Genomic DNA, 13,363 nt, shown 5'->3' on the forward strand with positions numbered 1-13,363 from the left:
AGGTTGTCGGGCACCTGGACGAAGTACAGGTCGAAGGCGTGCCGGTAGCGGCGGCGGAACTCCTCGAAGAAGTCGACGTCCTTGCCGCACAGCGTCAGGTACTGCACCAGGTCGATCTCGCTCGCACGCGCCCGTCCGTGCTCGATGTTGGAGACCTTGCTGGGGTCCCAGCCGAGCTGGACGGCGAGCGCGCGGCCGGTGAGTCCCGTGCCGGACTCGCGCAGCCGGCGCAGCTCGTCGCCCAGGTCTCTGCTGTACGCGGTGGAGATGGTCATTCCGCCGACGCTAGGGCTTGAAGTCAGTCCCAGAAGGGGCTCGTTCGGGTGAAAACTAGGTCCACACCGGTTCGTCCACTTCGGACACCTTCCCGTCCGCCCTGAAGTGCAGGAAGCGGTCGAACGACTTCGCGAACCACCGGTCGTGCGTGACGGCGACGACCGTGCCCTGGAAGTCGTTCAGGGCGTTCTGCAACGCCTCCGCCGAGGCGAGGTCGAGGTTGTCCGTCGGTTCGTCGAGGAGCAGCAGCGTCGCCCCGGACAGCTCCAGCAGCAAGATCTGGAAGCGGGCCTGCTGGCCGCCGGAGAGGTTCTCGAACCGCTGGTCGCCCGCCTTGTCGAGGCCGTAGCGGCTGAGCACGGACATCGCGGCGCCGCGGTCCTTGCCCGTCCGCTGGCCGTCGCCGTGCCAGAGGATGTCGACGAGCGTGCGGCCGAGCCACTCCGGGTGCTCGTGCGTCTGCGCGAACAAGCCGGGTACTACGCGCGCGCCGAGCTTCCACGCGCCCGTGGTCCGCACGGTGTCGCCGCCGAGCAGCCGCAGGAAGTGGCTCTTGCCCGAACCGTTGGAGCCGAGCACCGCGACCCGGTCGCCGAAGAAGATCTCCTGCGAGAACGGCTTCATCAGCCCCGTGAGTTCGAGTTGCTCGCACGTGATCGCGCGTACGCCCGTGCGTCCGCCTTTGAGGCGAGGGGTGACCTTCTCGTCGGAGGGGATCTCCGGAGGAGGGCCGGCGTCCTCGTACCGTTGGAGGCGCGCGGCCATCACGCGGTACTTCTGCGCCATGACCTCGGACGACTTGGCCTGCTGCTGGAGGGTGCGCACGAGCTCCTTGAGGCGTTCGTGCTCCTCGTTCCAGCGGCGGTGGTCTTCCAGGAGCTTCTCGATGCGTTTGGCGCGGGCGGCGTGCCAGGTCCCGAACGAACCGGGGTGCGTCCAGGCGGAGTGCGCCTCGACGGTGACGACGTGCGTGGCGGCGGTGGCCAGCAGTTCGCGGTCGTGGCTGACGACGAGCACGGCCTTGTCGGTGGCTTTCAGCCGGTCTTCGAGCCAGCGCTTGCCGGGGACGTCGAGGTAGTTGTCGGGCTCGTCGAGCAGCAGGACCTGCTCCTGGCCGCGCAGCAGCGTCTCCAGGACCAGCCGCTTCTGCTCGCCCCCGGAGAGCGTGCGGACCTCGCGGAACCGTGCGTGGTCGTACGACAGGCCCAGCGCGGCGACCGTGACGGTGTCCCAGAGCACCTCGACGTCGTAGCCGCCGGCCTCGCCGTAGCCGGTCAGGGCGTTGGCGTAGCGCATCTGGGCGGCTTCGTCGTCGACGTCCATCAACGCCAGCTCGGCGTCGTCCAGCTCCCGCGCGGCGGCCCGCAACGCCGGTGGCGCCACGGACAGCAGCAGGTCGCGCACGAGTGAGTCGTCCCTGACCGAACCGATGAACTGCGGCATCACCGCCAGCCCGCCCTGCACGTGCACGCTGCCCTGCTTGGGCGCGAGCTCGCCCGAGAGGATCCGTTGCAACGTCGTCTTGCCCACGCCGTTCGCCCCGACGAGCGCGACCACGGTCCCGCCGCCCACCTTGAACGAGACGTCGCGGAACAGCTCCCGGCCGTCCGGCAGCGCGTACGCGAGCCCGTTCGCTTCGAGATAACCCACACCGGAGATGCTCGGGGTCCCCGGTGCCGAAAGCCAGTGAGTTTCGGATCTACCTCAGCCGCAGCGGGTACTTCCGGAACACCAGCACCGCCGCCGTGACCAGCAGGCACTGGAACGCGGCGCCGAACGCCCCGATCACCGTCAGCAGCACCGTGAGGCCGCCGAACACGAGCAGGAGGGAGTAGAACAGCCAGGGCCGCACCTGGCGGTTCATGGTGCGGGCGAGTCGCGGTTCGTCCGCCAACAACCGCTGCTCGATCTCCTCGAGCGAGCGGCGCTCGGCTTCACTCAGCATGGGGGCCTCCGGGGGACGTCGGGGGGACGTCGGGACGTCATCATTCCCACTCGTCACCAGTGGATACTCGAACGTCGCCGGAGTCAAACCCTCGACAGTGCGACCAATCGGCTGACAGCTCGCAGATACTTCTTCCGGTAGCCGCCGTTGAGCATCTCGTCGGTGAACAGCTCCGACAGCGGCCGGCCCGACACGGCGACCGGGACGTCGCGGTCGTAGAGGCGGTCGCCGAACGCCACGAGCCGCAGTCCGACGTTCTGGTCGGGCGCCGGTTTGACGTCCCGCAGGTGCACCGCGGTGACGCCGTCGAGCAGCCGGCCGTACTTCGACGGGTGGATGCGGGCCAGCGCCGCGCAGAGCTCGTCGAAGTCGTCGATGGTCGAGCCCTGGGTGTTCGCGGCCCTGGTCTCCAGGTCGGCGCCGGACAGCGGCGGCGGGGCGTCGGGCAGGCCGCGGTGGCGGTAGTCGGGGCCGTCGACGCGCACGACGTCGAACTTCGAGGACATCGACTGGATCTCGCGGAGGAAGTCGGCGGCGGCGAACCGGCCCTCGCCGAGCTTGTCCGGCAGCGTGTTGGAGGTGGCGGCGACGTGCACGCCCTGGGCGGTCAGCTCCTTGATCAGGCGCGTGACCAGCATGGTGTCGCCGGGGTCGTCGAGCTCGAACTCGTCGATGGCGAGCAGCTTGTGGCCGCTCAGCCGCTTCACTGCCTCGGGGAAGGTCAGCACGCCGACGAGGTTCGTCAGCTCGACGAACGTGCCGTACGCCTTCGGGCCCGGCACGGCGTGCCAGAGGCTCGCGAGCAGGTGGGTCTTGCCGACGCCGAACCCGCCGTCGAGGTAGAGGCCGAGCTTGCCCTCGTCGTCGGCCCTCCCGCCGAACAGCGACCACTTCTTGCGCTTGACGCTCACGCGCGCGGCGAACAGGCGGCCGGCCTCGACCGCGGCGGCCTGGCTGGGCTCGTCCGGGTTCGGGAGGTAGGTGTCGAAGCTGACGGTGTCGAACCTCGGCGGCGGGACCAGGCCCTCGATCAGCTCGTCGGCGTCGATCTGGGGGTCCCGGTCGGACAAGCGCATGCCCGCACCCTATCGGCGTGGTGGGATGGGTCCGTGCAGATGTTGTGGCCCTCACCGGGCGTTGAGATGACCGACACAGACCTGGCGGCGCTCTACGACTACGAGTCGGGCGTCACGGCGAACTTCGTGTCCAGCGTGGACGGATCGGTGTCGGTCGAGGGGCGTTCGGAGGGTCTCGGCTCCCCTGCCGACAAGTTGATCTACTCGCTCGGGCGCGAGCTGGCCGACGTGGTGCTGGTGGGGGCCGGGACGGTGATCGCCGAGGGCTACCGGGGCGCGCGGCGGGAACGGCCGCTGCCGATCGCCGTGGTGACCGCGCGGGGGTCGCTGACGCCGGACCTGCCGCTGTTCACCGACACCGCGGTGCCGCCGATCGTGATCACCTGCGCGTCGGCCTCGCTGCCCGCGCTGCCCGCCGAGGTGATCGTCGCCGGTGACTCCGAAGTGGATCTTCCGCTGGCGGTGTCGGAGCTGGCGGCGCGCGGGTTGCACAAGGTGAACCTGGAGGGCGGGCCGGGGTTGTTCGGGGCCATGGTCGCAGCCGGCCTGGTCGACGGGCTGAACCTGACCCTGGCGCCGCTGCTCGCGGTGGGAGAGGCCTCGCGGATCGCGACCGGGCCCGTGGTGCCGCCCGTGGATCTTTCGCTGGCGTCGGTGCTGCGGGAGGACGACGTGCTGTTGTTGCGCTATCGGCGGCGGAATTCCAGCTGAACAGGCAGGATGTCGGCGTGGACCTCCCGCTGACACCGCCGCTGCAGCCGATGCTCGCCACCGCGGTGGACGGCATCCCGGACGACGCGAACCTGTTCTTCGAGCCGAAGTGGGACGGGTTCCGGTGCGTGGTGTTCCGCGCCGGTGACGAGGTCCTGCTCCAGTCGCGCAGCGGCAAGCCGCTCAACCGGTACTTCCCCGAGGTCGTCGCGTCGATGCTCGACGTGCTGCCCGACCGCGTGGTCGTCGACGGCGAACTGGTCGTGGCGAAGAACGACGAGCTGGACTTCGACGCGTTGTCCGAGCGCATCCACCCGGCGGCCTCGCGGGTGACGATGCTGGCGGAGTCGACGCCGGCCACGTTCGTCGCGTTCGACCTGCTCGCGCTGGGCTCCGAGGTGCTCCTGGAGTCCCCGACCGTCGCGCGGCGCGAGGCGTTGCTGGCGCTGCCCGGTCTCAACATCACGCCCGCGACGACGTCGGTGGAGACGGCCCGGCAGTGGTTCACGCTGTTCGAGGGCGCGGGGCTCGACGGCGTGATGGGCAAGCCGTCGGACGGCCCGTACACGCCGGGCAAGCGGTCGATGATCAAGGTGAAGCACGCGCGGACCGCCGACGTGGTGCTGGCGGGCCTGCGCTGGCACAAGGACACCGAACCCGGCACGGCCGTCGGGTCGTTGCTGCTCGGCGTGTACGACTCGGCCGACGTGCTGCACCACATCGGGGTCTGCGGGTCGTTCAAGGCGGCCGAACGGCGTGCGCTGGCCGAGGAGCTGTCTCCGTTGATCACGGACGCCGACGACCACCCGTGGGCCCAGCCCGTCGAGGGTCAGAGGATTCCGGGCGAGATCAACCGGTGGCGCGGCAAGCAGGCCGAGTACGTGGCGTTGCGGCCGGAGCGGGTGCTGGAGATCCACTACACGCAGACCGAGGGTGACGCGCCGGTGCGGTTGCGGCACAACGGCCAGTTCGCGCGGTGGCGCCCGGACCGCGAACCGCTGTCGTGCCGCTACGACCAGCTGGAGATTCCGGCCCGCTACGACGTGGCGTCGGTGCTCAAGGGCGAGCTGCGGGCGCGTTAGGCCTCGGGTTTCGCCGATCTCGTCGCACCGACCGACGCGATCACGACGCAGCAGATCGCGACCCACTGGACCGGGGCGAGGAACTCCCCGAGCAGCAGGAGACCCGCCACCGCGGCCACCGCCGGTTCGAGTGACATGAGGATGCCGAACACGCGTGCGGGCATGCGCCGCAACGCTTCCAGCTCCAGCGAGTACGGCAGCACCGACGACATCAGGCCGACCACGACCGCGGCGGCCAGCACCACCGGGTCGAGCAGCGCCGTGCCGGCCGACGTGACGCCGAAGGGCAGTGCGATCACCGCGCCCACCGCCATCGCGAGCGCCAGGCCCTTGCCGTCGCTGGTGGTGCTGCCGAGCTTGGCCGTGACGAGGATGTACGCCGCCCACAACGCGCCCGCGGCGAGCGCGAAGAGCACGCCCGTCCACAACAGACCGCCCTCGACCCGTGTGAGCAGCACCACTCCGGCGCCCGCCAGCAGCACCCACAGGCCGTCGAGCCAGCGCCGTGAGCCCGCGACCGCCACCGCCAGCGGGCCGAGAAACTCGATCGTGACGGCCGCGCCGAGCGGGATGCGTTCGATGGCGGAGTAGAAGCAGAGGTTCATCGCCGCGAGCACCACGCCATAGGTCAGGACGACGGTGAGCGTGCGGCGGTCGAGCTTGAGGGACGGGCGCCAGATCGCCAGCAGCACGACCGCGGCCACGAGCAGGCGCAACGTGACGATGCCGATCGCGCCCGCCGTCGAGAACAGCTGCTTCGCGACGGCCGCGCCGACCTGGACGCTGACGATGCCGAGGAGCACGAGCGCCGTCGGCGGGATGCCGCCCAGGAGCCTGGCGACGGGGAGCCGATCAGCGTGGGACATTGCTCCATCCTGACTCACCACGCGTTTACCTTGCTCGTGCGAGGCTTCAGTTCCCGGATCGTGAACGAGAGTGAGGACATCTGTGCGTCGCGCCGCCCTGGCCCTGCTGGCAGTGAGCGTGCTGGCCGCGTGCAGCGCCGGACCCTCGACCCGCCCGGTGATCGCCGTCAGGGGCGAGGACGGCGGTCAGGCCGACCAGAGCACGCTCGCGGGGCCTCAGCCCGTGCCACCGCTGGACGAGTACAAGAAGGACTCGCTGGCGTGGGCGCCGTGCAATGAGCAGATGAAGGACCGCCTCGGCGCCGACGCCCCGCAGGGCGACTTCTCGTACGAGTGCGCGCGGATGACCGCCGTGCTCGACCCGCCGGGTCGTCCGGGACGCGGGACGATCGGCATCGCGCTGATGCGCGTCGGCACGGGCACGAGCCCGCTGGTCGTCGTGAGCGACCCCGGCGGCGAGCCCGGCACGGTGAAGGCGGCGCGGCTCGCGGCCACGTTGCCGAAGGAGATCCTCAGCACGTACACGCTCATCGGCGTGGACCGGCGCGGCACGGGCCGTTCGGATGGCTTGTCGTGCGTGCCGCAGCCGACGCGCGCGCAGCTCGTCGAGTACGACCCCGTGTCGACCGAGCAGTCGAACCTGGTCGTCGCCGCGGGTGAGGCGTCGCAGGAGTGCGTGCTCGACCTCGAAGGCCGGCTGACGGCGTTCGACTCGTGGCGTGCCTCCGCCGACCTCGAACGGCTCCGCGACTACCTGGGCGTCGACCGCCTGAACGCGATCGGCCTGGGCGAGGGCTCGCGCGTCATCACGACCTACGCCCAGCGCTACCCGAACCGCATCGGCCGCACGGTGCTGGACGGCGCACCGGACCCGACGTTGGACCAGGTCGGCGTCCTGGAGTCCCGCGCGGTGGCGGCCGAGGCGACGCTCGACGCGTTCGCCCGCGACTGCAAGATCCGCAACTGCGCCCTGACCAGCCCGCGCGAGGACGTGCAGGCCCTGCTGACCCAGCTGCGCACGACCCGCGTCCGCGGCGAGTACGTCGACCTCACCCCCGGCTCGGCCCTGAACGCCGTGGCCGCGGGCCTCGCCGACCGCTCCCGCTGGCCCGCCCTGACCGACGCCCTGGTGAAGGCGCGCGGCGGCGACGGCAGCGGCCTGTTCGCGATGCTCGACCCGATCGTGAACGACCTGGACGAGAACCCGCCGCGCTTCGACGCGGGCCTGGTGATCGGCTGCAACGACACCGCCACCCGCATCCCGCCCGACCGGGTGAAGGCGCTGAGCACGGACTGGCAGACCAAGTACGCGATGTTCGGCGCCCTGTTCGCCCGCCAGCTGCTGCACTGCAACCCGTTCCCGCCGCCCAAGGCGGAGAAGCTGGACGCGCTGAAGAGCGCGCCGCCGATCGTCGTCCTGAGCACGGCCAACGACCCGCTGACGCCCGCGCCCGGCACCGAGCACACGGCGCAGCGGCTGCCGGGGTCGGCGCTGATCGGGTGGCAGGGGTCCGGCCACGGGGCGCTCGGGTTGTCCGGGTGTGCGACCACGGCGGTGCGGGACTACCTGGTGGACGCGAAGGTGCCGTCGAACGGGACCGTCTGCCCACCCTGATCCCGGACACAGCGAAGGGAGCCTCCCGCGCGAACCACAACGCGGAAGGCTCCCTCGCCGAATCTTCGTGTCAGCAGCTGGAACAGCAGCCGCAGCCGGGACCCGTGCACCCGGAACAGCACCCACACGTACCCATCAGGGCCTCCCGTACTCCAAGCCGGACCTGCGCGGGACCTCCGCGCATCCCACGGTCCGCCCCGCTACCAGCCCTGGGAAGCCCCCTCACCCGAACGCGTGGCCACACCCACCGTTGGCGTCGCGGCCCGTGACGGAGCTAGGCCCCCAGGTCCTCCAGAGCCTTCTGCGCTGCCTCCAACTCGGCGCGCAGCTGCTCCACCCGGGCCAGCTGCTGGGCACGCGCCGCGTTCAGGACGCCCTCGACGATCTCGGCGACCTCGGGCGTGAGCAGCTTCGCCGCCTGGGCCACCGCGGCCGGCGGGACCGGCGTCGGGCGGACCGTCTTGCGGGTGCCCTGCATGACCTCGACGACCCACTCGCCCTCGCCCACCGACACGAGCGTGACGGTGACCTCGGGGGTCGCGTTCTTCGCCGCGGGCTTGCGGGCGGGCTTCGGAGCGGGAGCCTGCTCCGCGGGTGCCGCGGCGGGCTTCGGCTTGGGGGCCGCGGGCTTCACCGGCGCCTCCGGGACGTAGGGGTGGATGATCTCAGTCTCCCGCGCCGGCTCCGGCGGCGCAGGAGGAGGGGTCGCCGGCTTCTTGCGCGGCGGCGGCTTCTCCAGCGTCAGCTCGGCCGGGGAGAAGGACATCTCGTCCTTCGAGCCCGTGGGCCGGACCTGGATGAAATCGCCCTCCGGAGGATCGGTGACCGCCAGCAGCTTCGCCGACCGCCCCTCCTCCATGCCCACCGCCGCCGCCGTGAACCACACCAGCGGCTGGGTGCCTCCGTCCAGCTGCGAGCGCAGGCTGTCGACGTCCTCCGCCGACAACCCGCTCTTCTTCGCCATCGCGCTGCCTCCCCACCGTTCGAACACCTGTGCCCCAGCATGCCCTACCCCTCTGACATTTCGGGGCACCGGGTGGGGATCAAGATCATCACGACTGGCCGTCGCCGTGGTAGGACAGGAGGAACTCGACTTCGAGCGGGGCCCGATGCGCCGAACGCTGATCGCACTCACCGCTGCCGCAACGCTGTCCGGCTGCACCTCCGAACCCCCAGCAACGCCAAGGGGTGCGCTGAGCAGCGCGCTCCTCGCGGACGAGTGGGACAGGAAGCTCGACGCCGCAACGCAAACGCCACACCCCTGCGGCCCCACGACCGCCCGCACCACGGACTGCGCCGACTGGCTCACCGCCCAGACCGACGTGGTGTCCGCCCTGGGCGCGGCACTCAGGGCACGCGAGGACTCGCGCCGTTACTCCAGCACCCTGGCCGGCGTCGTGAAGGTGTTCCAGTCGCGCGAGGCGTTCGAGGAGTGCGGCACCGACGAGGAGTGCTGGCGCCACGCCCAGCAGATCACCGCGGGCACCCAGGCCGTCAGGACGACGCTCGGAGCCGACGAGAGCCGCTGACTCAGGCTTCCTCGTCCCCCCGCAACCGGTACTCGCAGCCGTACTCGACGGCGTACGACAGGTCGTAGACGTGCACGATCTTGGGACCGCCGTGCAGGTGCACATACGTCACGGTCTGCTTCGGGTCGTCCGGCGTGGACGGCAACGAGTCGACTCGGCCGTCGAGGGGACCGCCGACGTACCGCACCACGTAAGGCTGGGACATCACGACCTCCTCTCGCGTTCCTCCCATCCTACGAGGTCACTCAGAGGATTCGTCACGAATACAGCCGGTTGGCCCACCCACCGGACAGCCGGTTCACCGAGCCCGGTGCGGCAGACGCCCGTCACTCCTGCCTGCGGGCCCGCGAAGGCTGCACCCGCAACGGCTCGCCCGGCATCTTCGGGTAGTCCGGCGGATAAGGCATCTCCCCGCGGGAATCGGCCGCGTACCACTCCAGCAACGTCTCGATCCCGAACGCCTCCGAGTCCAGCGCCGCGTGCGGATCCCCTCGTTCGGCCAGATAAGCCGGAACCGTCAGCACGTCGAAGTCGTCGGGGTCCACAGTGGACAGTTCGTCCCAGGTCACCGGAGTCGACACGGTGGCGCGCGGCGTCCCGCGCACCGACCAGGCGGAGGCGATGGTGCGGTCGCGGGCCGCCTGGTTGAAGTCGATGAACACCCGCTCGCCGCGCTCCTCCTTCCACCAGGCCGAAGTCGCCAGGGACGGCGCACGCTTCTCCACCTCCCGCGCCAGGGCGATCACGGCGTGCCGCACGTCGACGAAGTCCCACTCCGGCCGGATCCGCACGGCCACGTGGACGCCGCGGCCGCCGGAGGTCTTCGGGTAGCCGGTCAGGCCGGCGTCGGCGAGCACCTCGCGCAGCACGAGGGCGACGCGGGCGGCGTCGGAGAAGTCCGTGCCCGGCTGCGGGTCCAGGTCGATGCGCAGCTCGTCGGGCAGGTCGACCAGGGGGCGGCGCACGGGCCACGGGTGGAAGTCGAACGTGCCGAGGTTGGCGGCCCACACGATCACGGCCTCGGAGGTCGGGCAGATCTCGTCGGCGGGGCGGCCGGACGGGAACTTCACCGTCACCGTCTCGACGTAGTCCGGAGCGCCCTTGGGCACGCGCTTCTGGTAGAACGCCTCGCCCTCGACGCCGTCGACGAAGCGCTTCAGCACCACCGGGCGGTCGCGCAGGACGGTGAGCAGCACGGGTGCCACGGTGCGGTAGTACTCGACCACCTGGCCCTTGGTGATGCCCCGCGCGGGGAAGTACGGCTTGTCCGGGTTGGACACCCGCACGAGCTGGTCACCGACCTCGAGCTCGATCGCCTTCGACTTCGCAGCAGCCACGGCTGAACACTAAAGCCCCCGCACGAACGCCGCGAGCGCCAGCTCGAAGCTGTCGCGGTCGAGCTCGCGGGCCACGCCGGGGAGCAGGTGGGCGCGGTCGAGGTGCGGGTAGCGGTCCGAGTAGTCGGCGGGGTCGGCGGAGAAGCCGCTGGAGAACGAGCTCAGCGCGGAGCCGAACACGATGTACATCAGGCCGGCGGCGATCATCGTGGCCTCGCGGCGCGACCAGCCCGCGTCGACCAGGGCCCCGTGCAGGATGTCGAGGCGGCGCAGGGACTCGTCGCGGCCGGCCGGGCCGTAGGCGAGGAACGGCACGATGTTCGGGTGTGACGAGAGCGCCGCACGGTACGAGCGCGCGCATCGGAGCAGGCCCTCGCGCCAGTCGACGGAGAAGCCCGAGACGTCGACGGACGACAGGATCGTCGACGCGATGTCGTTCAGCAGCTGGTCCTTGGTGCGGACGTGCCCGTAGAGGGACGCGGCCTGCACGCCCAGCTCGGCGGCGAGCTTGCGCATGGACAGGCCGTCGAGGCCGTCTCGGTCGATGACGGCCAGCGCGACCGACCTGATGCGGTCGGGGCTCAGCAGTGGGGTGCTCGGCCGGGGCATGTGAGTTAACCTAACACTGTTCGGTTAATCGGGAGGGGTCGTGGATCTGACGCTTTCGGATGAACACCGGCAGCTCAGGGAGCTGGCGCGGCGGTTCACCGACGAACGCATCGTCCCGCACGCCGTGCGGTGGGACCGCGACGAGGCGATCGACCGGGACCTCGTGCCGGCGCTCGGCGAGGTCGGGTTCCTGGGCCTGGGCGTCGACGAGGAGTACGGCGGGTCGGGGGGCGACAACCTCGCCTACTGCCTGGTGCTCGAGGAGGTCGCGCGCGGCGACAGCGCCGTCCGGGGGATCATCTCCGTCTCGCTCGGGCTGGTCGCGAAGTCGATCGCGAAGCACGGCACCGAGGAGCAGAAACGGCGCTGGCTGCCCGGTCTCACCAGCGGCGAGCTGGTCGGCTGCTTCGCCCTCACCGAGCCCGGCACCGGCAGCGACGCGGGCAGCCTCGTCACCAAGGCCACCAAGACGGACGACGGCTACCGCATCAACGGCCGCAAGGTCTTCATCACCAACGGTACCTGGGCGGACGTCGCGCTCGTGTTCGCGCGCACCGGCGGACCCGGCCCGAAGGGCATCAGCGCGTTCCTCGTCCCCACCGACTCCGCCGGCTTCACCGCCACCGAGATCAAGGGCAAGCTCGGCATGCGCGGCCAGGCCACCGCGGAGATCACGCTCGACGACGTCGAGGTCCCGGACGACGCCCTGCTGAGCGAGCAGGGCTTCAAGCTCGCGATGGGGGCCCTGGACAAGGGCCGGATGTCCGTCGCGGCGGGCTGTGTCGGCGCGGCACGGGGCGCGCTCGAAGCCGCTCTGCAGTACGCGAAGGAGCGCGAGCAGTTCGGCAGGCCCATCGCGGGCTTCCAGCTCGTCCAGGAGCTCCTCGCGGACATGGCCGTCGAGACGGACGCGGCACGCCTGCTCACCTGGCGCGTCGCCGACCTCGCGGACCGGGACCAGCCGTTCGGCACCGAGGCGTCCATGGCCAAGCTCTACGCCAGCGAGGCCGCGGTCCGCGTCGCCAACAACGCCATCCAGGTGTTCGGCGGCTACGGCTACATCGACGAGTACCCGGTGGGCAAGTTCCTCCGGGACGCCCGTGTCACGACCCTCTACGAGGGCACCAGCCAGATCCAGAAACTGCTCATCGGCCGCGCGCTCACGGGCGTGAACGCGTTCATCTGAGAGGAAAGCAATGGACTTCACGCTCGACGAGGAGCAGAAGGAGATCCGCGACTGGGTGCGGACCTTCGTGCGCAAGGAGATCGTCCCGCTGGAGCCCGAGGTGCTGCGCCGCGAACGCGCGGGCCGGCCGGGTCTCACCAAGGAAGAGCTCAAGGCGTTGCAGGACAAGGCGCAGCAGGCCGGGTTCTTCGGCGTGCTGACGCCGCAGGAGTACGGCGGCATGGGCCTGGGCGGCGTGATGGCCGCGCTGATCGAGGCCGAGCTCGGCCGCAGCTTCGTGCCGTTCCGGTTCGGCGGCTACGCGGACAACATCCTGTTCCACGGCAACGAGGAGCAGAAGCAGCGCTACCTGCTGCCGACGATCTCCGGCGAACGGGTGTCGTGCTTCGCGATCACCGAGCCCGGCGCCGGCAGTGACGCCAAGGCCATCCGCACCACCGCCGTCCGCGACGGCGACGAGTGGGTCATCAACGGCGAGAAGACGTTCATCACGCAGGGCAACGAGGCCGACTTCGTGATGGTGTTCGCCGTGACCGACAAGGAGAAGGGCGCCGACGGCGGCGTCACGTGCTTCCTCGTCGACCGCGACATGGGCTGGAAGTCCGAGCCCATCCCGACCATGGGCCAGTGGGGTCCGGCGGCGCTGGTGTTCGACAACGTGCGCGTGCCGCACGAGAACATCCTCGGTGAGGAGGGCAAGGGCTTCAACCTGGCGATGCAGTGGATCGGCCAGGGCCGCTACCTGCTGCCCGCCCGCGCGCTCGGCAGCGTCGAGCGGCTCGTCGAGATGGCGATCGAGCAGGCCAAGAACCGCGTCACGTTCGGCCAGCCCATCGCCGAGTACCAGGCCATCCAGTGGATGATCGCCGACTCCGCCGTCGAGATCGAGGCGCTGCGCTGGCTCGTGCTGCACGCCGCGTGGCTCGTCGAGCAGAAGCAGGACTCGCGGCAGGCGCAGTCGATCGCGAAGCTCTACGGCGGCGTGAAGGCCAACGAGATCGTCGACCGCGTGCTGCAGATCCACGGCGGCATGGGCTACACCCGTGAGCTGCCGGTCGAGCGCTGGTACCGCGAGCTGCGGCTGCTGCGCATCTACGAGGGCACCGACGAGATCCAGCGCCGCACGATCGC

The 13,363-nt window shown here is 70.7% G+C and carries 15 protein-coding genes; 6 read left to right on the forward strand and 9 right to left on the reverse strand.

Annotated features, from left to right (window positions below; translation table 11 throughout):
- The 4 genes from VF330_RS12595 to zapE form a co-directional block, all read right to left on the reverse strand.
- Positions 1 to 275, reverse strand: a 275-nt coding sequence (locus VF330_RS12595; protein ID WP_330851734.1) for a helix-turn-helix transcriptional regulator, incomplete at its 3' end; no start/stop codon positions are given.
- Between the two features lie 55 nt (positions 276 to 330).
- Positions 331 to 1,926: an ABC-F family ATP-binding cassette domain-containing protein gene (locus tag VF330_RS12600; protein WP_330851735.1), complete on the reverse strand. Its 1,596-nt coding sequence runs from the start codon at positions 1,924 to 1,926 to the stop codon at positions 331 to 333.
- A gap of 49 nt (positions 1,927 to 1,975) precedes the next feature.
- Positions 1,976 to 2,221 carry a DUF3040 domain-containing protein gene (locus VF330_RS12605; protein ID WP_330851736.1) on the reverse strand — a complete coding sequence of 82 codons (246 nt, stop codon included), beginning with the start codon at positions 2,219 to 2,221 and terminating at the stop codon, positions 1,976 to 1,978.
- Positions 2,222 to 2,304: 83 nt separating this feature from the next.
- Positions 2,305 to 3,297: a cell division protein ZapE gene (gene zapE, locus VF330_RS12610; protein WP_330851737.1), complete on the reverse strand. Its 993-nt coding sequence runs from the start codon at positions 3,295 to 3,297 to the stop codon at positions 2,305 to 2,307.
- A gap of 66 nt (positions 3,298 to 3,363) precedes the next feature.
- Here zapE and VF330_RS12615 point away from each other — a divergent pair, with 66 nt between their 5' ends.
- Both VF330_RS12615 and VF330_RS12620 read left to right on the forward strand, forming a co-directional pair.
- The gene (locus tag VF330_RS12615) at positions 3,364 to 4,008 is read left to right on the forward strand and encodes a dihydrofolate reductase family protein (RefSeq protein WP_330851738.1); all 645 of its coding nucleotides are present in this window, start codon (positions 3,364 to 3,366) and stop codon (positions 4,006 to 4,008) included.
- Between the two features lie 17 nt (positions 4,009 to 4,025).
- Positions 4,026 to 5,090, forward strand: coding sequence for an ATP-dependent DNA ligase (locus VF330_RS12620; RefSeq protein WP_330851739.1), 1,065 nt, complete (start codon positions 4,026 to 4,028; stop codon positions 5,088 to 5,090).
- Here VF330_RS12620 and VF330_RS12625 read toward each other — a convergent pair.
- Entirely contained in the window at positions 5,087 to 5,956 is an 870-nt protein-coding gene (locus VF330_RS12625) for an EamA family transporter (RefSeq protein WP_330851740.1), read from the reverse strand. The genes VF330_RS12620 and VF330_RS12625 overlap by 4 nt on opposite strands.
- An 82-nt stretch (positions 5,957 to 6,038) precedes the next feature.
- On the opposite strand from VF330_RS12625, the gene VF330_RS12630 reads away from it, so the two are divergent.
- The gene (locus tag VF330_RS12630) at positions 6,039 to 7,571 is read left to right on the forward strand and encodes an alpha/beta hydrolase (protein ID WP_330851741.1); all 1,533 of its coding nucleotides are present in this window, start codon (positions 6,039 to 6,041) and stop codon (positions 7,569 to 7,571) included.
- A 274-nt stretch (positions 7,572 to 7,845) separates the two neighbouring features.
- On the opposite strand, the gene VF330_RS12635 is transcribed toward VF330_RS12630, so the two are convergent.
- Complete coding sequence (locus VF330_RS12635) at positions 7,846 to 8,535, reverse strand: DUF6319 family protein (RefSeq protein ID WP_330851742.1); 690 nt, start codon at positions 8,533 to 8,535, stop codon at positions 7,846 to 7,848.
- Between the two features lie 145 nt (positions 8,536 to 8,680).
- Here VF330_RS12635 and VF330_RS12640 point away from each other — a divergent pair, with 145 nt between their 5' ends.
- Positions 8,681 to 9,100 (forward strand): lipoprotein, encoded by a 420-nt coding sequence (locus tag VF330_RS12640; RefSeq protein WP_330851743.1) that lies wholly within the window; start codon positions 8,681 to 8,683, stop codon positions 9,098 to 9,100.
- Between the two features lies 1 nt (position 9,101).
- On the opposite strand, the gene VF330_RS12645 is transcribed toward VF330_RS12640, so the two are convergent.
- From VF330_RS12645 to VF330_RS12655, 3 genes are all read right to left on the reverse strand, one after another.
- Complete coding sequence (locus VF330_RS12645) at positions 9,102 to 9,305, reverse strand: hypothetical protein (protein ID WP_330851744.1); 204 nt, start codon at positions 9,303 to 9,305, stop codon at positions 9,102 to 9,104.
- A gap of 121 nt (positions 9,306 to 9,426) precedes the next feature.
- Positions 9,427 to 10,437 (reverse strand): non-homologous end-joining DNA ligase, encoded by a 1,011-nt coding sequence (gene ligD, locus VF330_RS12650; RefSeq protein ID WP_330851745.1) that lies wholly within the window; start codon positions 10,435 to 10,437, stop codon positions 9,427 to 9,429.
- Between the two features lie 9 nt (positions 10,438 to 10,446).
- Positions 10,447 to 11,046 (reverse strand): TetR/AcrR family transcriptional regulator, encoded by a 600-nt coding sequence (locus tag VF330_RS12655; RefSeq protein WP_330851746.1) that lies wholly within the window; start codon positions 11,044 to 11,046, stop codon positions 10,447 to 10,449.
- Between the two features lie 40 nt (positions 11,047 to 11,086).
- On the opposite strand from VF330_RS12655, the gene VF330_RS12660 reads away from it, so the two are divergent.
- Positions 11,087 to 12,232, forward strand: a complete 1,146-nt coding sequence (locus tag VF330_RS12660; RefSeq protein WP_330851747.1) for an acyl-CoA dehydrogenase family protein — start codon at positions 11,087 to 11,089, stop codon at positions 12,230 to 12,232.
- 10 nt (positions 12,233 to 12,242) lie between these two features.
- On the forward strand, positions 12,243 to 13,363 hold a 1,121-nt coding region (locus VF330_RS12665; RefSeq protein ID WP_330851748.1), incomplete at its 3' end, for an acyl-CoA dehydrogenase family protein.

It is taken from the genome of Lentzea sp. (assembly GCF_036380075.1).
In the GTDB taxonomy this organism is placed as follows: domain Bacteria; phylum Actinomycetota; class Actinomycetes; order Mycobacteriales; family Pseudonocardiaceae; genus Lentzea.

Coding starts and splice junctions, on each gene's coding strand:
- VF330_RS12605 (WP_330851736.1), bottom strand. CDS start 2,221: ATGCTGAGTGAAGCCGAGCGCCGCTCGCTCGAGGAGATCGAGCAGCGG.
- VF330_RS12645 (WP_330851744.1), bottom strand. CDS start 9,305: ATGTCCCAGCCTTACGTGGTGCGGTACGTCGGCGGTCCCCTCGACGGC.
- VF330_RS12635 (WP_330851742.1), bottom strand. CDS start 8,535: ATGGCGAAGAAGAGCGGGTTGTCGGCGGAGGACGTCGACAGCCTGCGC.
- VF330_RS12655 (WP_330851746.1), bottom strand. CDS start 11,046: ATGCCCCGGCCGAGCACCCCACTGCTGAGCCCCGACCGCATCAGGTCG.
- zapE (WP_330851737.1), bottom strand. CDS start 3,297: ATGCGCTTGTCCGACCGGGACCCCCAGATCGACGCCGACGAGCTGATC.
- VF330_RS12615 (WP_330851738.1), top strand. CDS start 3,364: ATGACCGACACAGACCTGGCGGCGCTCTACGACTACGAGTCGGGCGTC.
- VF330_RS12625 (WP_330851740.1), bottom strand. CDS start 5,956: ATGTCCCACGCTGATCGGCTCCCCGTCGCCAGGCTCCTGGGCGGCATC.
- VF330_RS12640 (WP_330851743.1), top strand. CDS start 8,681: ATGCGCCGAACGCTGATCGCACTCACCGCTGCCGCAACGCTGTCCGGC.